This window comes from Prevotella sp. P2-180, assembly GCF_002251435.1.
GTDB lineage: Bacteria > Bacteroidota > Bacteroidia > Bacteroidales > Bacteroidaceae > Prevotella.
Map to the genome: position 1 here is coordinate 14,589 of NZ_NPJI01000061.1, position 19,919 is coordinate 34,507.

14 protein-coding genes are annotated in these 19,919 nt (G+C 48.0%); 10 read left to right on the top strand and 4 right to left on the bottom strand.

All coding sequences use genetic code 11. From position 1 onward, the window contains the following. Window positions 1–2 precede the first annotated feature (2 nt). Window positions 3–464, bottom strand: a complete 462-nt coding sequence (gene bcp, locus CIK98_RS08305) for a thioredoxin-dependent thiol peroxidase (RefSeq protein WP_094383774.1) — start codon at window positions 462–464, stop codon at window positions 3–5. A 151-nt stretch (window positions 465–615) separates the two neighbouring features. After that, window positions 616–1,113 (bottom strand): low molecular weight protein-tyrosine-phosphatase, encoded by a 498-nt coding sequence (locus tag CIK98_RS08310; protein WP_094383775.1) that lies wholly within the window; start codon window positions 1,111–1,113, stop codon window positions 616–618. Between the two features lie 167 nt (window positions 1,114–1,280). On the opposite strand from CIK98_RS08310, the gene CIK98_RS08315 reads away from it, so the two are divergent. Continuing rightward, on the top strand, window positions 1,281–2,774 hold the full coding sequence (locus CIK98_RS08315) for an L-lactate permease (RefSeq protein WP_094383776.1): 1,494 nt from the start codon (window positions 1,281–1,283) through the stop codon (window positions 2,772–2,774). Between the two features lie 6 nt (window positions 2,775–2,780). Here the strand turns inward: CIK98_RS08315 and CIK98_RS08320 are convergent, their stop codons facing one another. Next, window positions 2,781–3,332: a hypothetical protein gene (locus CIK98_RS08320; protein ID WP_094383777.1), complete on the bottom strand. Its 552-nt coding sequence runs from the start codon at window positions 3,330–3,332 to the stop codon at window positions 2,781–2,783. Between the two features lie 115 nt (window positions 3,333–3,447). Here CIK98_RS08320 and hflX point away from each other — a divergent pair, with 115 nt between their 5' ends. The 3 genes from hflX to CIK98_RS08335 all read left to right on the top strand — a co-directional run bounded on the left by hflX (window position 3,448) and on the right by CIK98_RS08335 (window position 9,515). Continuing rightward, window positions 3,448–4,704, top strand: a complete 1,257-nt coding sequence (gene hflX, locus CIK98_RS08325; protein WP_094383778.1) for a GTPase HflX — start codon at window positions 3,448–3,450, stop codon at window positions 4,702–4,704. A gap of 63 nt (window positions 4,705–4,767) precedes the next feature. Next, window positions 4,768–6,591, top strand: coding sequence for a DUF4954 family protein (locus CIK98_RS08330; RefSeq protein WP_094383799.1), 1,824 nt, complete (start codon window positions 4,768–4,770; stop codon window positions 6,589–6,591). A 17-nt stretch (window positions 6,592–6,608) separates the two neighbouring features. Then, entirely contained in the window at window positions 6,609–9,515 is a 2,907-nt protein-coding gene (locus tag CIK98_RS08335) for a pitrilysin family protein (RefSeq protein ID WP_094383779.1), read from the top strand. A 50-nt stretch (window positions 9,516–9,565) separates the two neighbouring features. Here the strand turns inward: CIK98_RS08335 and CIK98_RS08340 are convergent, their stop codons facing one another. Further along, a complete protein-coding gene (locus CIK98_RS08340) occupies window positions 9,566–14,020 on the bottom strand; it encodes a translocation/assembly module TamB domain-containing protein (protein ID WP_141210475.1) in 4,455 nt (1,484 codons plus the stop codon). Between the two features lie 169 nt (window positions 14,021–14,189). Between CIK98_RS08340 and CIK98_RS08350 the strand changes: the two genes are divergently transcribed. Genes CIK98_RS08350 through nqrF form a run of 6 tightly spaced genes read left to right on the top strand, consistent with a single transcriptional unit; the run spans window position 14,190 to window position 19,908 of the window. Next, a complete protein-coding gene (locus CIK98_RS08350) occupies window positions 14,190–15,539 on the top strand; it encodes a Na(+)-translocating NADH-quinone reductase subunit A (protein ID WP_094383782.1) in 1,350 nt (449 codons plus the stop codon). 20 nt (window positions 15,540–15,559) lie between these two features. Further along, entirely contained in the window at window positions 15,560–16,714 is a 1,155-nt protein-coding gene (locus CIK98_RS08355; RefSeq protein WP_094383783.1) for an NADH:ubiquinone reductase (Na(+)-transporting) subunit B, read from the top strand. A 36-nt stretch (window positions 16,715–16,750) separates the two neighbouring features. After that, window positions 16,751–17,365 carry an NADH:ubiquinone reductase (Na(+)-transporting) subunit C gene (gene nqrC, locus CIK98_RS08360; protein ID WP_094383784.1) on the top strand — a complete coding sequence of 205 codons (615 nt, stop codon included), beginning with the start codon at window positions 16,751–16,753 and terminating at the stop codon, window positions 17,363–17,365. Window positions 17,366–17,373: 8 nt separating this feature from the next. Continuing rightward, entirely contained in the window at window positions 17,374–17,997 is a 624-nt protein-coding gene (locus CIK98_RS08365) for an NADH:ubiquinone reductase (Na(+)-transporting) subunit D (RefSeq protein ID WP_094383785.1), read from the top strand. Window positions 17,998–18,000: 3 nt separating this feature from the next. Beyond that, window positions 18,001–18,627 carry an NADH:ubiquinone reductase (Na(+)-transporting) subunit E gene (gene nqrE, locus CIK98_RS08370; protein ID WP_094383786.1) on the top strand — a complete coding sequence of 209 codons (627 nt, stop codon included), beginning with the start codon at window positions 18,001–18,003 and terminating at the stop codon, window positions 18,625–18,627. Between the two features lie 21 nt (window positions 18,628–18,648). Continuing rightward, window positions 18,649–19,908, top strand: a complete 1,260-nt coding sequence (nqrF, locus tag CIK98_RS08375; protein ID WP_094383787.1) for an NADH:ubiquinone reductase (Na(+)-transporting) subunit F — start codon at window positions 18,649–18,651, stop codon at window positions 19,906–19,908. Window positions 19,909–19,919 lie beyond the last annotated feature (11 nt).

The following is a 19,919-nucleotide window of genomic DNA, read 5'->3' on the forward strand; positions in this document are numbered from 1 at the left end:
TTTCACTTCTTCAGGTAGTCGAGAATCTGCTCGGCGTGTATCTTTGTCTTTATTTCCTTAGGAGTGAAGATTTTTTCTATTGTGCCGTTTTCGTCGATGAGATATGTGGTGCGGAGGGCGCCCATGTATTTCTTTCCGCACATCGACTTCTCTCCCCATGCTCCGAGTTGCTGGAGTAGGGTGGTGTCTACATCGGCAATGAGGGGGAAGGGTAGGGAGTATTTGTCGATGAATTTCTGATGGCTTGCGGCAGAGTCTTTGCTTACTCCTATCACGATGTATCCCTTGTCTGAAAGTTCCTGATAGTGGTCTTTCAGCGAGCATGCCTCTGCAGTGCAGCCAGAGGTGTTGTCTTTTGGGTAAACGTAAAGCACTACTTTTTTTCCGGCGAGGCTTTCGCGTGTCACTTGTTCGCCTTTTTCGTTAAGCCCGAGTATTTCGGGCAGTTTGTCTCCAATGTTCATTTTTCTTTATATATTTACTTAAGTTTTACATGTGTTCAATTCTAAGAAGTTAAAGAAGTTAAGGAAGTTAAGGAAGTTAAAGAAGTTAAGGAAGTTAAAGACAATAGTCTTTTCGCTTCCTTCCTTTCGGTAATTTTCTTGGCTCGGACATTTATGACTTCCCTTTATGACTTCCCTTGTCTCCAAGCATTTCCTCTATTAGCCCTTCGCATGCGTCTTCGAGTAGTTCGATTACGACTTCGAAGTCGTGGTCGGTGCCGTAGTAGGGGTCGGGCACCACGTTGTAGTTGTCGTGATGGCGCAGATAGTTGGCCATGAGCTTCACCTTAGCACGGGCGGAGTCGGAGGGTGCCATGGAATTTATGGCGCGGAGATTTTCGCGGTCCATCACTATGATGTGGTCAAACATGTCGAAGTCTGTTTTCGATATCTGTCGGGCGCGGTGGTCAAAACAGTAGCCGTGGTCGTGGCCGTGACGGCGCATTCGAGAGTCGGGCAGTTGTCCGACGTGCCATGCCCCAATGCCGCAGGAGTCGATAATGAAGTGGTGTGCAATGCCCCTTTCCTTCACCATGTGTTTCATGATGCCATCGGCGGCTGGAGAGCGGCATATATTACCGAGACATACGAAGAGAATTTTTTCTTTCATCGTGTTGTTGTTTTTTTGTCGGCAAAGATAACAAAAACTTCCGATATATCTGTATAATTAGCAAAAAAAACGACGAAATGCTAAAAAAAGCAGCAAAAGAATTAATAATCTCGAAAACTTTGAGTATTTTTGCAGACAAAATATACTAATTAAAATAGATTCGTATTATGGATATTTTTTTGTCTCTCATTCCGATTGCCCTGCTTATAGTGCTGATGGCAGTCTTGAAACAACCTGGCGACAGAAGCAGTTTGATCACCCTGGTGGTTACGGCCCTGCTTGCGGTGTTAGGTTTTGGCATGTCAGTACACGACATGACGTTTTCGTTTCTTTATGGTGCGACGAAGGCTGTGTCGCCTATCCTCATTATCATTCTCATGGCCATTTTCAGTTACAACACCTTGTTGCTTACTGGAAAGATGGAGGTGATTAAGAGTCAGTTTTCGATGATTTCCACCGACCGCAGTGTGCAGGTTTTGCTGCTTACGTGGGGTTTTGGCGGAATACTTGAGGCTATGGCAGGCTTCGGAACGGCAGTCGCCATTCCTGCGGCCATACTTATCAGTCTTGGCTACAAGCCAGTGTTTTCTGCCGTTGTGTGTCTTATAGCCAACAGTGTGGCGACAACCTTTGGCGCCATAGGCACTCCGGTGATAGTGCTTGCCAACGAGACAGGTCTTGACGTGAACACGCTTTCTGCCAATGTGGTGTTGCAGCTTGCCCCGTTGATGTTTATCATACCTTTTATAATAGTATATATGGCAGACAGCCGTCGTGAGGCTTTGTTGAAAAACATTGTGCTGTCGGCAGTCACGGGTGTTGTGTCGCTTGGCGGACAATATTCCGCAGCCGTGTTTATGGGTGCAGAGTCGCCTGCCATTATCGGTAGTCTTCTATCCATTGTGGCCATTGTTGTGATGGCAAAGTTTGTGAAGAGCGAGCGTCCGGCAGAGGCAAAGCCTGTGAAGATGGGCGAGTTGTTGAATGCCTGGAGTGTTTATCTGCTGATACTTGCTTTGGTGATAGTGACCAGTCCGCTATTTCCTTCCATCCGTGAGGTATTGAGTTCTACGTTAGTGACCACCATACATTTCCCTGTAGAGAGCATCAAGCCCTACAAAATCACATGGCTCACTCACGCAGGTCTTCTCCTCTTTGTCGGCACGTTTGTCGGCGGTCTGATACAGGGAGCATCTGTTTCGGGAATAATGAAGACATTGTGGAACACGGCGAAGACCCTTCGTGCCACTATAGTCACGGTGGTGTGTCTTGTAGGTTTTTCCACAGTGATGGATTATGCCGGCATGATAACCGTGATAGCCGGTGGCCTTGCTGCTGCCACAGGTTCGCTCTATCCGTTGTTTGCTCCACTTGTTGGCGGTATAGGCACGTTTATCACAGGTAGTGACACTTCTGCAAATATATTGTTTGGCAAGATGCAGTCAACCGTGGCAGGTCATATCAACGTGAGTCCCGACTGGCTTGCAGCCTCCAACACCGTAGGAGCCACAGGAGGCAAGATAATTTCTCCGCAGAGTATAGCCATAGCCACATCGGCTTGCAGTCTTCAGGGCAAGGAGGGTGAGATACTGAAGAAGTCGCTGCCTTGGGCTGTGTTGTATATTGTAGTTGCAGGAATTATGGTATACGTTTTGGTATAGAGTGTGTTAAAAGCTTTCCAAATCCTTGCGCTCATCATCGGACATGCGTCTTAGCGTGACATAAAAATACAAGGCGCGGGATTTGGAACGCTGCTTGTACGACAGGCCAGCAAACTTTATGGCCTGCATCCATCCTCCATTGACGGAAATGATGCGAAGAAACATCTTACCGTCGGCATACAATGTGTTGGTGGAAGCGTCGTAGCGCATAGAGCGGGCGTTCACTCCCGTCTTTGGAAGAAAATCGAGGAAAAGGTATTCTGTTATGGTGTCGCCCTTCAAACAAAAACGTGAAGGACCGCCACCTTCCATATCGTCCCAATAGTCGCGCTTGTCGAAGTCGCCGTTGGAGAAAATCTCGTGGGTGACAGTCTCCACCCAACCGGCACCGTTGATGGTGGCCTCAAACTGCTCTTCGCTCACTCTCTGGCTGTTAACCGACACAGGCACACCCTCTTCGTCGAAGAAAAAAGACTCTTCCTCGTTGCTGCACGATGTGACGGCCGCAATGGCCAAAAATGTGCAAAAAGACAATATGAAGTTCTTAACACTGCCCATATCGGTTGCGAAAATAGCACTTTTATTTTATTCCTCCAAATTTTTTTAATACTTTTTTTGGTTTTATCGATAAATAATGCTATTTTTGCACCATATTTATTATATTAATCACTTAATGAAGGAATTTGTAATTTCAGAAGCAAAGGCGGAAACCGCAGTACTCGTTGGTCTTATCACTAAAGACCAGGACGAAAATAAAACAAAAGAATATCTCGACGAACTTGAATTCCTTGCCGATACGGCAGGAGCTGTAACCGTAAGGAGATTTACCCAGCGACTCAACGGACCAAGCTCTGTGACATACGTCGGGCAAGGTAAACTCGAAGAAATTAGACAGTTTATAAAAGACGAGGAAGACAACGAAAGAGAAGTGGGAATGGTCATCTTCGACGATGAGCTTTCGGCGAAGCAGATACGCAATATCGAAAAGGAGCTGAAGGTGAAAATACTCGACCGCACCTCGCTCATCCTCGACATCTTCGCCATGAGAGCCCAGACGGCTGAGGCAAAGACACAGGTGGAACTTGCACAACACCGATACATGCTGCCAAGACTGCAACGACTTTGGACACACCTCGAACGACAAGGCGGCGGCTCGGGTAGCGGAGGCGGTAAAGGTAGCGTGGGACTTAGAGGACCTGGCGAGACACAGCTCGAAATGGACCGACGTATCATCCTGCAGAGAATAACACTTCTCAAACAGCGACTGCTCGAAATTGACAAGCAGAAAACTACACAGAGGAAAAACCGCGGAAGACTCATAAGAGTTGCACTAGTGGGATATACCAACGTGGGAAAATCGACCATCATGAACCTGCTGTCGAAAAGCGAGGTGTTTGCCGAAAACAAACTCTTCGCCACACTCGACACTACCGTAAGGAAAATGGTGATCGATAACCTTCCGTTCCTCATTGCCGATACCGTGGGATTCATAAGAAAGCTGCCCACCGACCTCGTGGACTCCTTCAAGTCCACACTCGACGAGGTGAGGGAAGCAGACCTCCTGCTACATGTGGTTGACATATCACATCCTGACTTCGAGGAACAGATAAAGGTAGTGGAAAAAACACTTTCCGACCTAGGTTGTGCCGACAAGCCATCCATGATCGTGTTCAACAAAATTGACGCTTACTCATGGACAGAGAAAGAACCAGACGACCTCACTCCTGAGACAAAGGAAAACATCTCGCTCGAAAGCCTTAAGAAAACATGGATGGCACGTATGAACGACAACTGCATATTCATCTCGGCAAGGGAAAAACAAAACATAGACGAACTACGTGACATCCTATACAAAAAAGTCAGGGAACTGCATGTGCAAAAATACCCTTACAACGACTTTCTCTACGACATGAATGAGGACGAAAGGTAACTCAACTGCCTTAAGTCCTGAGAATTGAAACATGCGAAACTTAAAAAGGAAAAATTCAACACCATGCGTAGCTTAACAATAGACGAGATTACAATTCTCGAAAAAAACAGGTGCCAGGCCGATGACTGGACAAGAATTTCAGTTGCAGAGGACTTCTCTCCGGAAACACTCTACAGTGTGTGCTTCTACGGCGAAGTGTCTCTCGGAGTGTTTGACAAGCAGATTATGGTGGAAGACGGATTCTTAAGACACACCGGAATAAGAAACGCTACACTGCGCGACGTCTCGATAGGCGACAACTGCCTCATTGAAAACATTGGAAACTATATCAGCAGATACGACATCGCCGAGGAAACCATCATCACAAACGTCGGAACTATAGCCACCACTGACGGGGCAACGTTCGGACAAGGCAACAGAGTGGCTGTGCTCAACGAAGCCGGAAAGCCTAATGTGCTACTTTACGACAGCCTAACATCGCAGATGGCATCGCTGATGACAAGATATGCCGAAACAGATGTGGAAAGGAATGCCATAATGGACATTGTCGCAAAACATGTGGCAGAACACTTGCCAAAGAGAGGAACCATAGGATACAGGGTGAAAATCACTAACACACGAGAGATAGTAAACACCATCGTAGACGACGAATGCGAGATAAACGGAGCTTCGTCCATCTCAGAGACTACACTGAAAGGATCTCAGGAGGCAAGCGTGTTTATCGGTCACGACGTGATATGTGAAAACTCTATAGTGCAGCCAGGAGCGTCGGTGGTGGAAGGCGCAAAGCTGAGCAACTGCCTTGTAGGTGAGGCATGCCACATAGGACGCGGATTCTCTGCTGAAAGCAGCCTCTTCTTCGCCAACTCACACATGGACAACGGAGAAGCCTGCGCTGCCGTGTGCGGACCTTTCTCGGCAAGCCATCACAAGGCTTCGCTGCTCATCGGAGTGGAAATGTCGTTCTACAACGCCGGCTCTGCCACCAACTTCAGCAACCATGCCTACAAAATGGGACCAATACACCAGGGCAATCTCATGAGAGGCGCAAAAACGGCAAGTGGGGCTCACTTGCTGCTCCCTGCAAACATCGGACCCTTCTCTATGTGTATGGGAAAAATTCAGTCGCATCCCGACACTACGCTCTTCCCCTTCTCATACGTGATAGGTGAAGGAAGGGAGACATGGCTCGTGCCTGCCATCAATCTTGCCACTGCAGGCACATGGAGAGACATAAACAAATGGCCGAAGCGTGACAAAAGACCTGCCGACGGGAGGAAAAGCATTGTCAATACTGACTGGCTCAACCCTATGGTGGTGAAACTTGCATTGGCTGGAAAAGACCTTCTCGAAAAAGGCTTAAACGAACATCCCTCTGCAGATACCATCACCTTTGACGATTTCCACATCACTGTAAAGAGGACATCTGCCCAAAGGGGAATGAAACTCTACGAGGATTTCGTAATGATGTTTCTCGCCGAAAACCTCGATGACGTTTCCGTCCCGGAAGATGAGTCTGTTATTTTCTATCCCGAATGCTCATGGGCAGACATGGGCGGCCTGATTATTCCACTTTACGAAGTATCGGACCTGTGTAATAACATTCTGTCGGGGCGCATCAACACATTGGAGGGCATGGAGCAACGAATGGCCCAGCTGCACTCCAACTACTCTTTCTACAAGAAAGCCTTCGCTCATCACATTGCCCTCTGCATATTTGACACCGACTACCTCACCGCCGACCAGTTAGCCACCTTAAAGGCAAAGGGGAAGGACGCAAAAGAAAGATGGCTCGAGGCGATAAAGTGCGATGCTGAGAAGGAAAGCAAATTCTGCTATGTGCCGGAGGAGACGTATTGTAATTTTGTTAAATTACTCGATATTTGATTAAAAATATACCACATATGAAAACAAGAAAGCTAATTACGACCCTTTGTGCTGTGCTCTCGTTCACAACAGCCACTGCAAAGGACTACACGTATCAGACTGTAAAAGGCGATCTGATGAACTCCAGGATTTACACTCTGGACAACGGAATGAAGGTGTATCTTACAGTTAACAAAGAGAAACCACGCATCCAGACATTTATAGCTGTCAGAACCGGTAGCCGTAACGACCCTGCAGAAACAACAGGTCTCGCCCACTATTTTGAACACCTGATGTTTAAGGGCACTTCACACTTCGGCACCAGCGACTACGCTAAGGAGAAACCTCTGCTCGACGACATCAAACGGCGCTTTGAGGAATATCGAAAGGTGACCGACCCTGAACTGCGAAAGCAACTCTACCATGGCATCGACTCCGTGTCGCAACTGGCAGCACAATACAACATCCCCAACGAGTACGACAAACTCATGGCAAGCATCGGAGCACAAGGCTCTAACGCCTATACCTCTAACGACGTGACTTGCTACACCGAGGACATTCCGTCGAACGAGGTGGAGAACTGGCTGAAGATACAAAGCGACCGATTCAAAAACGCAGTGATACGCGGATTCCATACCGAACTCGAAGCCGTGTATGAGGAATACAACATGTCGCTCGCAAGAGATAATGAAAAGAGTATCAATGCTCTTGACAAACTGCTATTCCCCGCTCATCCCTACGGCACGCAAACCGTACTGGGTACCCAGGAACACCTGAAAAACCCGTCGATAGTGAACATCGAGAACTACTACAAGCGCTACTACGTGCCAAATAATATTGCTGTCTGCATGTCGGGAGACTTCGACCCAGACAAGGTAATTGAGCAGATAGACAGCTACTTCGGCTCATGGGAACCAAACCGCAACCTGTCGCGACCAGAGTTCGCTCCTCTCGCACCCATCACCGCACCCAAAGACAGCTCAGTGTATGGACAAGAAGCAGAAAACGTGATGCTCGCATGGCGATTCGGCGGTGAGGCGCAACTCTCTTCAGACACACTGAACATACTCAGTAAAATGATTGCCAACGGAAAGGCAGGCATCATGGAAATAAACCTCGAACAACCCATGAAAGTGCAAGCCATACAGACCTTCCCATATACGCAAACCGACTACTCGGCATTCGTCATCATCGGACTTCCCAAGGAAGGACAAAAACTTGAAGAAGTGCGATCGCTCATACTCAGTGAGATAGAGAAAATAAAAAGAGGAGAGTTTGCCGACGACCTGCTGCCTTCGGTTAAGAACAATATGAAACTCTCGTTCTACAACTCGCTACTCGACAACGAAAGCCGGGCAAACAGGTTTGTTGAGGCTTTTGTAAGCGGAAGACCATGGGAAGTGGCAGTGGGAACACTCGACCGCATCAATGGCATCACAAAGCAGCAGATGGTAGACTTCGTGAAGAGACACTTCAACGACAACTACGCTTGCGTCTACAAACGTCAAGGAGTGGACAAGTCGGTAGAGAAAATTGAAAAACCGAAAATCACAGCCATTCCTTCCAACCGCGACAAGCAGAGCCAGTTCCTTGTAGACATTGCTTCTTCGAAAGTGGAACCCATAAAACCTGTCTTCGTGGATTTCGAAAAAGATATAAAAAGCATAAAGACAAAACAGGGACTGCCTGTATTGTATAAACAAAACACTACCGACGGACTCTTCTCACTCAACTTCAACTATGACTTCGGAAGCGAGGACGTGAAAGGTCTCGACCTCGTGCCCCTATACCTATATTATATAGGCACCGACAAGAAAACTTCGACTCAGATTAATCAGGAGTTCTACAAGCTTGCTTGCTCCTACACACTGGAAGTGGAAGGCGACCACCTCATAGTGTCACTCTCAGGACTTGACGAAAACATGCCTCAGGCTCTCGCCCTTCTCGAAGACTTTTTGCAAAACGCACGTGCTGACCGTGAGTCGTATGACAGTTTTGTTGCACTCGTGGCCAAGATGCAAAAGGACAGAAAGACCAGCCAAAAGGAGAACTTCAGCGCACTTATGGAATACGGCTTCTTCGGAGAGCACAATTCTTACACCTTCACCTCTAATGTAGAGGAACTAAAGGCAGCCAATCCACAGTCGTTGCCCGATATGACAAGAAGCCTAAACAAGTACAGTCATCAGGTGCTTTACTTCGGACCTAAGTCAGAAAAAGACTTTCTCGCCATATTGGCCAAATATCACAAGACTCCAAAGAAGTTTGTGCCAGTGCCGGAAGGCAAGCCGTTCCTACAGCAGAAGGTGGAGCAGGATATGACAATAATAGCTCCATACGACGCAAAGAATATCTATATGGTGGAAATTGCAAACCAAGGACGCCATTGGAATCCTGCGGATTATCCAGTGCAGCGACTCTTCAACGAGTATTTTGGAGTAGGCATGAACTCCATCGTGTTCCAGGAACTGCGCGAGGCGCGCGGACTCGCCTATAGTGCAAGCGGTAGCTACAGAATGCCTTCAAAGAAAGAAGAGACAGAAGGCTTCTTTGACTTCATAGCCACACAAAACGACAAGATGATGGACTGCATCTCGACCTTTCGCGAGATTATCGACACCATTCCAATGTCTTCCAGTGCATTTGAGATAGCTAAACAAAACCTCATGAAGAGCATTGAGAGCGAGCGCATCACACGATTTGAAATGCTCAGAACATATTGGAAGATGCAGCGTCTTGGTATAACGGAGAGTATGAACAAAAAGCTCTACGAAGCTCTTCCCACACTTACTCTTGACGACATTGTGCGTTTTGAGCGTGAAAATATCGTGGGCAAACCACGTTTGCGCCTCATTCTCGGCAACAAAGACGAGCTCGACATCTCCGCCTTGGAGAAGCTCGGACCGGTGAAGTATGTGACGACGGAAGAGATTTTTGGGGAGTGAGGAGTGAATGAGGAGTGAGAAAAGTTCAAGCAACCAGGCTTGAACTTTTCTTATTCCTCTTTCCTCGATCCCTTCTTCCTCTTCTTCCCAAACAAATCGCGGAGATTGGTAAAATCTTTTTTCATTATCAGTCCTACGCCTTGAGTATTTAGGCTGGACTTGGTGAAGTAGCGGTCGTTGGTTTGGTTGTATACCTTTAAGGCGATGTTGCCGTTGGGAGTGAGGAGGTATCTGATGTCGAAGTCGCCAATGAATGAGGTGTTGGCGGTGGCGGCATTGTCGCGGTAGCCGAATTGTCCGTTTATGAGCAGTCTGTTGTTTAGCAGTCGGCCGCTGAGTAATCCTTCGTATTCAGCGTTGTTCCATCCCTCGTCGCCTGTCGAGATGTTAGCACCGAAGTTCCAGTTGTCGCTTTTTATCACCGAACCGAGAATGGAGTTTATCTGTCCGGAGATGGTGCCCGAAAGAAGGCTTTGCATGGCGAGCGATGTCTGACTGTATTGTCCGCTCCCTTGAGTTCTTGAGTTGTTGTTTGTTTGAGGATAGAATTTTCCTATACCGAGCAGGTAAACGACCTGTTGGTTCATTTCCTCTTCGCTATTTATAATGTTTCTTACTATTTGTTTTTCGTCGGTGCTTACCGTAGGCATGTCGATGTCGAAGTTCACTTGTGGAGCTCTTGCTATACCGCCAATGTTCATTAGGCAGTTTACCCTTATTGTGTTGTTGGAAAAACTGTTGCCGACATTAAGGTCGGCGAGGCTCACTCCGTTTACTGTATGTACGGCCTGAAGGTTTAGTTGGGCGTCAAACGGATTACCTCCGAACACTAAGGTGCTTCCTTGGTTGAATGTAAAGTTCTTTTTCAGGATGTTTTGTATCGTAATGCCGTAGGTTCCGTGGTCTACGGTGTATGTTCCGTACATGTTGAATGCTCCTTTGTCGTAATAAGTGGCTCGTATTACTCCATTACCATTGAGAGTGATATAGTCGTTAGTGTTTGCGTCCATGAGCAGTCGTATGGTTGCGTCGGGTGTGCAGTTGATGGAGAAGTTGAGGTACATGTCGGAGGAGAGATTTATAGAGGATTGAAGAGTGTTTTCACTACCCTCTACCTTCTTCCCTCTTCCCTCCAAAAAACCTTTTCCCTCCAAAGACTCATCTTTCATGTCCCATTCAATAAACCCTTGTGATGAGAGGGCGTCGGGTGACGAGACGTTGTAGGTGAAGGAGGAGTTTGGCTGTGGTGTTACATCCACATCCATCACAAAGAGTCCGCTGCGGCCTTTTATGGCCACGTTGCCAGTGCCGAACACGGTGCCGTAGAAGGTGTTGTCGCCAAAGTCGCGAAAGTCGTAGGCGAGAAGGTTTTCTGCCTTTATGTTCAGGTCGTATGAAAGGCGGGTGAGATGCTTGTGGAACAGGCTTCCGCTGATGTGGCCAAGATTTCCGTAGGCATCGGCTATTGTTACCCCGTCGAGTTTTATCTCGTCGGGAATGAGTGTCACAGTTTGGTTCTTAAGGAAATATCGTGTGTTGAGAGGTCTGATATGAGCCTCGCCGTCCACGGTCATCTGCCCTACGAGGTTGATATTGTCGAGCGGTCCCACGAGGTTTAGTCTTCCCCTGGCCTGTCCTGTCACTTCGCTTATGAAGCTATTGGTAAACGAGTGCAGGAAGTCGATGTGTGTGCCGTCAGCCCTAAGGTCGAGGTCTATATAGTTTCTTGCGGGCGATACATATCCGTTGATGTGTGTCTTTGCGTCGGGGCCGTCGTTGGCAGTGGCATGGATGTCTATCTGTTTTTCTTCCCGGTTCCAGTTCACGTTAGCGTCGAGCACGCCCATTCTTCCGTCTTCAAACAGGAATTTGTCGACGTTGAGTTTTGCGTGAGCGTCAAATTTTCCGAAAGGAGCTACCACGTAAGCCCTTCCCGATGCCTCGCCGCTGAAGCTTACGGAATGGAAGTTGACGAGGTTGAGCACGTAGTCCACGTCCACCGCCTTGAGATCTATTGACAGTGAGTCGTTGGTGTTGTCTGAGGCGGTTCCGTTGATGAGTATGTGCTGTTGTCCGTGTTCAATCTTGAATTGTTCCACGTCGATGAAGTTTTTCCTGTAGTCTATTTTCGACGCAGCCACTTCCCATTGTTTGTCACCTATATTGATATGCGACGGGATGATTTCTATAGAGGCAGCCTTTTCGCCGTTTTCGTTGGTGAAGAAGGTGGCTATGGAGTTCAGTTCTCCGAGAAGTCTTTTCGCAGAGTTTCCGTTGTCCCACTTTATCGATGTCGAGAGCTTGTTGTCGGCGGCGGAGCAGTCGGCCTTCAGGTCCATGAGGTCGCCATTGTTCATCTCCTTTGTTATCTTAGCTTTGAGTTTCAGAGTGTCGAGCGGTGTGTCGAGATAGAAATGCGTGTTGCCATAGAGTTTGTCGTTGAATGTGAACCTGTCGATGTCCACGCTCAGCGAAATGAGTTTGCTTTTGTCGTCCATTTTTGCGTTGATGGCGAGCGGTGTCTCTATGTCGAGGTTCACGCCGAGCAGCGGTTTGAGCCATTTTGTCGACCGGATGTTGGCGCTTAGTTCAAAGGAATTGCCGAATGTTCTGTTGTCGTGTTTCAGTCCGGGCAGAGTGGGGAGTTTTTCTCCAATGATGTTTGCCATGCTTTTCAGCAGTGTACCATAGTTGAACTCTCCGTTGAGTTCAATATTACCGAAGTCGCTATTAAATAGGATGTTGTGTCGGTTGTGGTTGTATCCTGTAAGTATTTCGATATTGTTTATCACGCAAGTGTCTTCCGCCGAAGTCATGCAGAAGTTGCTGATATTGAGCGAGCCTTTCGAGTCGTTTATGTCAGAAGCCACGATGTCGGCGTTGAGGCTTGTAGTGAATCGTGCGTCTCCCCATTTGTCGGTGATGTGGATGGCTTTTGGGCAGATGTCGTCGATAATTACGTTGAGTGAGTATAGTTTTTTCTTTCCCTTCTTTGTCATTTCTCCTTCCGCCTCAAACTTTATGTTCGGGTCGTCCACAGCAATGTTTCCCGCAATGGTTTGTGATGAATAATGAGCGTCGAGGTTTATGTTGCTGAAATTATAGCCTTCATAGCTGAATCGCGACACTTCTCCTTTGCACGAGGCTGTGATTCCCGGTTTCAGCTTTCCATTCAGGTTGACGTCTACTGCGACCTCGCCGAGTCTTTTGTCGCCGATGAGTCTTTGTAGGTTTATGCCTTGAGTGTAGATGTGTGAGTTGAATTGTTTATTATTGTCGATAGCAATCCTAAGAATCATTTCACCCACATTGGTCCTGACTTTTCCCTTGGCAGTTATTCCGCCGCTGTTGGTTGATGCAGCAGTAGCCACGATATGTATGTTGCCGCATTTTTTGAGCATTTCGGGCACTTCCACTGTTTTACCCTCAATGTTTTCAGAAATGAACACCGATATTTCAGGAGCGAGTTCGAGTTTGCTGATGTCGGCATACCATAGTTTTCTTTTTCCGTTTTCCTTTATCCATCCCTTTGCGTCGAGGTTTATATCGCCGTTGTCAGACTTTACATTCAGTCTTTTCATTGTTAGTGATGTGCTGTTTCCGCTGAACTGCGCATAAAGGTTTATGTGGCTTTTAAACGTGTTCAGTTTTGGCAGTAGAAACGCAAGGTCGGCAGGTGTTATGGTCGAGTTCTCCACCGTGCCATTGAATTTTAGTGTGGCAGGAATTATATGTTTTCCGTTGTGCTTGTATGTGGCAGAGAGTTTGGGTATGCATAGTCTCGATTTCGGAAGTTCGAGAGAGAAGTCTGTAAGTGTGGTTTTTTGTTTGTTTGCGTTGAGTGCGAAACAGATGTCCTTGATTTTCAGTCCTGATTTTTCCTCCAGCGAAAATTCTCTTACGTTGGCTATTATGGAGTCGGGTGTGAGGGCATCGAGCGATGCGTATATGTTTATGTTTTTTAAGTCTATATGGTAAATGTTCAGCTTTCCAGAAGTGCGGGCTTTGTCATATTGGTCGTATGCCAAGGATCCGTGTCTCATGATGAACGAAGCCACTTCGAGGTTTATAGGTTTTCCCTGTGTGGTGTCCTTCGAGGCGAGAGAGTCGAGAACGAACTGGAAGTTTGTCTTCTCGTTTTCTGCCGTTTTGTATAGAGAGAGCTGTGGCGTAAATAGTTGTGCCGATGTGATGTTCACCTTTCCCTCGAGTAAGTCTACAATGTCAATTTTTGCAGCTATTCTTGCCGCTTTGAGCATTTCTTTTCCGTTTTGGTCGAGTATGACGACATCGTCAATGATGATTCTGTTTAGCATGCCGAGGTCAATGTTTCCTACGGTCACCTTGGAGCCTATTTTGTCAGCCATGGCTTTTGCCACGGTTTTTCCCATGGTTTGTTGTACAAGAGGTATATGCAGTATGATGGCCACCAAAATATATAAGGTGACCATTGTCCAAACCACGATGTTGGTAAAGTGTTTTATGATGCTCTTAAATTTATTCAATTTTGGAATATCGAGTTTACAAATGTTGCTATTGTTTGTCTATTTCGCTACAAAATTACAAAAAAAAGCGCAATTGGTTTCATTTTTGGTATGATTTTCTTCTGAATGTAGGCATTTTTGTGTAATTTTGCAGCGAAATAGTGAAGTTTTTATTAAACCTTATTAAAATATGGTCAATATTATCAAATTGCGTAAAGGTTTAGACATAAAGCTTTCCGGCGAGGCTGAGAAGAAGAAGATACAGCTGAAGTCGAACGGAAAGTATTGCCTTTCTCCTGTAGACTTTGTGGGGGTGACCCCAAAGGTGGTTGTGAAGGAAGGCGACCATGTCAAGGCTGGTAGCGCATTGTTCATCAACAAAAATTGTTCCGAGCTAAAGTTCTCCTCTCCTGTAAGCGGAAAGGTGACCGCCGTAGTGCGTGGCGACCGCCGCAAGGTGCTGGGCATTGTTGTCGAGGCCGACGACAAGCAGGAGTACGTTGACTATGGTGTGAAGAATGTCGACCGCATGAGTGGTGACGAAGTGATTAACCAGTTATTGGAGGCTGGCCTTTTTGGCTACATCAACCAGCTTCCTTACGATGTGGTGGCATGTCCGACAGACAAACCGAAAGCCATTTTCGTGTCAGCATTGAGAGACAAGCCCCTTGCCTCCGACTTTGAGTTTGAGCTTCAGGGACAAGAAAAGGAATGGCAAACTGGTCTCACAGCACTCTCGCTTATTGCGAAGACTCATCTTGGAGTGGGAGCTCGTCAGACCTCAAAGGCTCTTCTTGAGGCAAAGGACGTGGAGGTTACCATTTTCGATGGGCCGTGTCCTGCTGGCAATGTAGGTGTTCAGGTGAATCATCTCGACCCGGTGAACAAGGGAGAGATTGTGTGGACGGTAGACCCGTCGGCTGTCATTTTCTTCGGTCGTCTGCTGCTCACAGGTCATGTTCAGCTCACCCGTACCGTTGCTGTTTGCGGCAGTGAGGTGCGTCAGCCACAATATGTAGACATGCTTGTGGGCGAGGAGCTTCAGACACTTTTGAGCAACACATACGATAAGAGCCACTCGGTGCGTGTGATCAACGGCAATGTGCTCACTGGCCGTGTAGTGAAGGGAGAGGGATATCTCGGTGCTCACTCCTCTGAGGTGACGGTGATACCTGAAGGCGACAATGCTGATGAGTTTGCTGGATGGATTATGCCTCGTTTCAATCAGTACTCACAAAACCGTAGCTATTTCTCTTGGCTATTCGGTAGCAAAAAGTATGCTCTCGACGCCCGTGTGAAGGGAGGACAGCGCCACATGATCATGAGTGGCGAGTATGACAGCGTTATACCTATGGACATTTACGCCGAGTATCTCGTGAAGGCCATCATTGCCGGCAATATCGACCGCATGGAGCAGCTTGGTATCTATGAGGTAAGTCCAGAGGACTTCGCCCTTGCCGAGTTTGTCGACAGTTCAAAGTTGGAACTGCAGCGCATAGTACGCGAGGGACTTGACATGCTGAGAAAAGAAAACAGTTAAGAATTAAAAAATTACATTAAATGAGTTTTTTACGAAATTATCTCAACAAGATAAAGCCGAACTTCGAGAAAGACGGCAAACTTCACGCCTTCCGCAGCGTGTTTGATGGTTTCGAGACATTCCTCTACGTGCCTAACGACACGTCGAAGAGCGGATGTCACATCCACGACGCGATAGACTCGAAGCGCATCATGAGCATGGTGGTGATAGCCCTGTTGCCCGCCCTGCTATTCGGTATGTATAATGTGGGTTATCAGAACTACCTTGCAGCCGGCACACTTGCCGAGGCTCATTTCTGCGAGGTGTTCTTCTATGGCGTGCTTGCCGTTTTGCCCAAGATTCTCGTCAGCTACATTGTGGGCTTGGGCATAGAGTTTGCCTGGGCACAGTGGAAAGGTGAGGAGATACAGGAGGGTTATCTCGTTTCGGGTATCATCATCCCGATGATTCTTCCTGTGGGATGCCCTATATGGATGATTGCCATTGCCGTAGCCTTTGCCGTTATCATCGGCAAGGAGATATTTGGCGGTACCGGCATGAACATCTTTAACGTGGCACTCGTGGCGCGCGCATTCCTATTCTTCTCTTATCCCACAAAGATGAGCGGCGACACCGTTTGGGTGGCAGACAGTACAATCTTCGGTCTTGGCAATAATCTCGCCGATGGCTTTACTGCAGCCACACCGCTTGGACAGATTGCAGCCGGCACTCCCGTGAGTGCACAGACATGTGATGCCGTGCTCGGCTTCATACCAGGCTCTGTGGGAGAGACAAGCGTGGTGGCAATAGCCATTGGAGCCGCCATACTGCTTTGGACCGGCATTGCCTCATGGCGCACCATGCTCAGCGTGTTTGTAGGCGGAAGCCTGTTGGCCATAATCTTTGAGCAAACAGGACAGTCTATCGCCTGGTATGAGCATCTTTGCTATGGTGGTTTTGCCTTCGGTGCAGTATTTATGGCTACAGACCCAGTTACCTCCTGCCGCACCAACTGCGGTAAGTATATCTACGGTTTCCTCATAGGTGCACTGGCCGTCATCATTCGTGTTATGAATCCCGGATTCCCTGAAGGAATGATGCTTGCCATTCTTTTCGGCAACATGATGGCACCGCTCATTGACTACTATGTGGTAGACGCAAATATCAGAAAGAGGGCGAAGAGAGTAAAAAATTAGGGATGAGAAATCTCCCCCTAAAAAACATTAAGAATTATGAATACAAACAAGAATTCCTACATTATTTTATATAGTACGGTGATGGTAGTCATCGTAGCATTCCTGTTAGCCTTCATCTACCAGACTCTCAAGCCTATGCAGGATGTGAATGTGGCTTTGGACAAGAAGAAGCAGATACTTGCATCGCTAAACATACGCGACGTGTCTGACAGTGAGGCAGAGGCTAAATATCAGGAAGTGGTGAAAGCCGAAAATACAGTAGGCGAAGGACTTACACTCTACCAGTGTGAGGTGGACGGTAATAAAAAAGTGGTTGTGCCTGTGCGCGGCATGGGACTATGGGGCCCGATATGGGGTTATGTAGCCCTCGACGACGACAAGACCACCATTTTCGGAGCTTATTTCAATCACGAGTCTGAAACCGCTGGCCTTGGAGCCGAAATCAAGGATTCGCGAGCATGGCAAGACCAGTTCCGCGGCAAGAAAGTATATTCTGTTGACGGAAAGGTGGTGATAGCCGTGAAAAAGAAGAGCGATGTAAAGAATCCCGAGTCGGAGTGCGACGCCGTCACAGGTGCCACCCTCACCTCAGATGGTGTGTCACTCATGCTCCAAGAGTCGTTCGAAAAGTATAAGAGTTATCTTAAGTAAAAAAAACTATGAGCTTATTTTCAAAACAGAACAAGGAAGTGTTTAGCAAACCGCTGAACCTCGACCATCCGATATTGGTGCAAGTGCTTGGAATATGTTCAGCCCTCGCAGTTACGGCTCAGCTCGAGCCAGCCATCGTGATGGGACTGGCAGTGACTGTCATCACCGCCTTCGCCAATGTGATTATATCGGTCATACGCAACACCATACCTACACGCATCCGTATAGTGGTGCAGCTCGTGGTAGTGGCAACGTTGGTGACTATAGTGAGCCAGGTGCTTAAGGCTTTCGCCTACGATGTGAGCGTACAACTCTCGGTATATGTGGGACTTATCATCACCAACTGTATCCTCATGGGCCGTCTTGAAGCCTTCGCCATGCAAAACAAGCCATGGCCATCGTTTATCGATGGTATAAGCAACGGACTGGGCTATGCCATGATTCTCGTCATCGTTGGTGGCGTGCGTGAGTTTTTCGGTCGCGGCTCGCTGTTAGGATTCCAAATCCTGCCCGATGCCGTTTACGATTTAGGTTATGTCAACAACGGTATGATGACCATGCCCGCCATGGCGCTCATCCTTCTGGGATGCGTTATCTGGGTACATCGTGCATATTTTTATAAGGAGAAATAAGTTATGGAACATGCAATAAGTCTATTTTTCAGGTCCATATTCGTGGACAATATGGTGTTCGCCTTCTTCCTCGGCATGTGTTCGTTTCTTGCCGTTTCGAAGAATGTGAAGACATCGTTGGGTCTGGGACTTGCCGTCACCTTTGTGCTTATGGTAACGGTGCCCGTAGACTACCTCCTTCAGACCAAGGTGCTCGGTCCCGACTGTCTCGTTGACGGTGTCGACCTCTCATATCTCAGCTTCATCCTGTTCATTGCCGTCATTGCCGGCATCGTACAACTTGTAGAGATGATAGTAGAGCGCTATTCGCCTTCACTCTATGCAGCTCTCGGCATCTTCCTCCCGCTGATAGCCGTTAACTGCGCCATCATGGGAGCCTCGCTGTTTATGCAGCAGCGCGTTAATCTCGACCCCTCAAACACACAGTACATAGGCTCAGTAGTCGATGCCCTCGTGTTTGCATTGGGTAGTGGACTCGGATGGACACTTGCCATCGTGGCCATGGGAGCCATACGCGAGAAGATGGAATACAGCGACGTGCCAAAGCCGCTCCAAGGACTCGGCATCACATTCATCACGGTAGGACTAATGGCGATGGCCATGATGTGCTTCTCAGGTCTAAAAATCTAAAGAAAAGGAGGAAAGATAATTATGTTTATAACAGTAAGTATCGCAGTATTCCTCGTCTTGATACTGCTTATCGTCATACTTCTGCTCGTGGCGAAGAAATATCTCTCGCCAAGCGGAAACGTGAACATCACAATCAACGGCGACCGCACAATCTCCGTAGGACAAGGCTCAAGCCTCATGACTACTCTTAACGAAAACGGCATCTTCCTTCCCTCTGCTTGTGGCGGAAAGGCAAGCTGCGGACAGTGTAAGGTGCAGGTGCTCGAAGGAGGTGGAGAGATTCTCGACTCAGAGAAGCCTCACTTCACACGCAAGGAGATAAAGGACAACTGGCGATTGGGATGCCAGTGCAAGGTGAAGAGCGACATGAATATCCGTGTGCCAGAAAGCGTGCTCGGAGTGAAGGAGTATGAATGTACGGTCATCTCAAACAAAAACGTAGCCACCTTCATCAAGGAGTTCAAGGTGCAGCTGCCAAAGGGAGCACACATGGACTTCCTTCCAGGCTCATACGCACAGATCAAGATTCCGGCATTCACTATCGACTACGACAAGGACATCGACAAGTCGCTCATCGGCGACGAGTATCTGCCCGCATGGCAGAAGTTCGGCCTCTTCCCGCTGAAGTGTGTCAACACCGAGCCTACCATCCGCGCCTACTCCATGGCAAACTATCCAGCCGAGGGCGACGTGTTCATGCTCACCGTGCGCATCGCCACACCGCCGTTCAAGCCCGACCGTAGCGGCTTTATGGAAGTAAATCCAGGTATCGCCTCATCATACATCTTCACCCTGAAGCCAGGTGACAAGGTAGTGATGAGTGGACCTTACGGCGACTTCCATCCTCATTTCGACTCTAATCGCGAGATGATTTGGGTAGGTGGTGGTGCCGGTATGGCTCCTCTGCGCGCTCAGATCATGCACATGACCAAGACCCTGCACACTACCGATCGTGAGATGCACTACTTCTATGGCGCACGCGCCCTTAACGAAGTGTTCTATCTCGACGACTTCCTCGGACTGGAGAAGGAATACCCCAACTTCCATTTCCACCTCGCCCTCGACCGTCCCGACCCTGCTGCCGATGCCGCAGGCGTGAAGTACACCGCAGGCTTCGTTCATCAGGTGATGTACAACACCTACCTGAAGGATCACGAGGCACCTGAGGACATCGAGTACTACATGTGTGGTCCTGGCCCAATGTCGAAGGCCGTAGTGTCTATGCTCGACAGCCTCGGCGTGGAACCCGAGTCAATCATGTACGACAATTTTGGCGGATAAAATATCCATTT

Bases quoted from the DNA above. Each gene is read 5' to 3' on its own strand.
- nqrE (WP_094383786.1), top strand. From the start codon at position 18,001: ATGGAACATGCAATAAGTCTATTTTTCAGGTCCATATTCGTGGACAAT.
- CIK98_RS08355 (WP_094383783.1), top strand. From the start codon at position 15,560: ATGAGTTTTTTACGAAATTATCTCAACAAGATAAAGCCGAACTTCGAG.
- CIK98_RS08315 (WP_094383776.1), top strand. From the start codon at position 1,281: ATGGATATTTTTTTGTCTCTCATTCCGATTGCCCTGCTTATAGTGCTG.
- hflX (WP_094383778.1), top strand. From the start codon at position 3,448: ATGAAGGAATTTGTAATTTCAGAAGCAAAGGCGGAAACCGCAGTACTC.
- nqrF (WP_094383787.1), top strand. From the start codon at position 18,649: ATGTTTATAACAGTAAGTATCGCAGTATTCCTCGTCTTGATACTGCTT.
- CIK98_RS08365 (WP_094383785.1), top strand. From the start codon at position 17,374: ATGAGCTTATTTTCAAAACAGAACAAGGAAGTGTTTAGCAAACCGCTG.
- CIK98_RS08320 (WP_094383777.1), bottom strand. From the start codon at position 3,332: ATGGGCAGTGTTAAGAACTTCATATTGTCTTTTTGCACATTTTTGGCC.
- nqrC (WP_094383784.1), top strand. From the start codon at position 16,751: ATGAATACAAACAAGAATTCCTACATTATTTTATATAGTACGGTGATG.
- CIK98_RS08350 (WP_094383782.1), top strand. From the start codon at position 14,190: ATGGTCAATATTATCAAATTGCGTAAAGGTTTAGACATAAAGCTTTCC.
- CIK98_RS08310 (WP_094383775.1), bottom strand. From the start codon at position 1,113: ATGAAAGAAAAAATTCTCTTCGTATGTCTCGGTAATATATGCCGCTCT.
- bcp (WP_094383774.1), bottom strand. From the start codon at position 464: ATGAACATTGGAGACAAACTGCCCGAAATACTCGGGCTTAACGAAAAA.
- CIK98_RS08335 (WP_094383779.1), top strand. From the start codon at position 6,609: ATGAAAACAAGAAAGCTAATTACGACCCTTTGTGCTGTGCTCTCGTTC.
- CIK98_RS08330 (WP_094383799.1), top strand. From the start codon at position 4,768: ATGCGTAGCTTAACAATAGACGAGATTACAATTCTCGAAAAAAACAGG.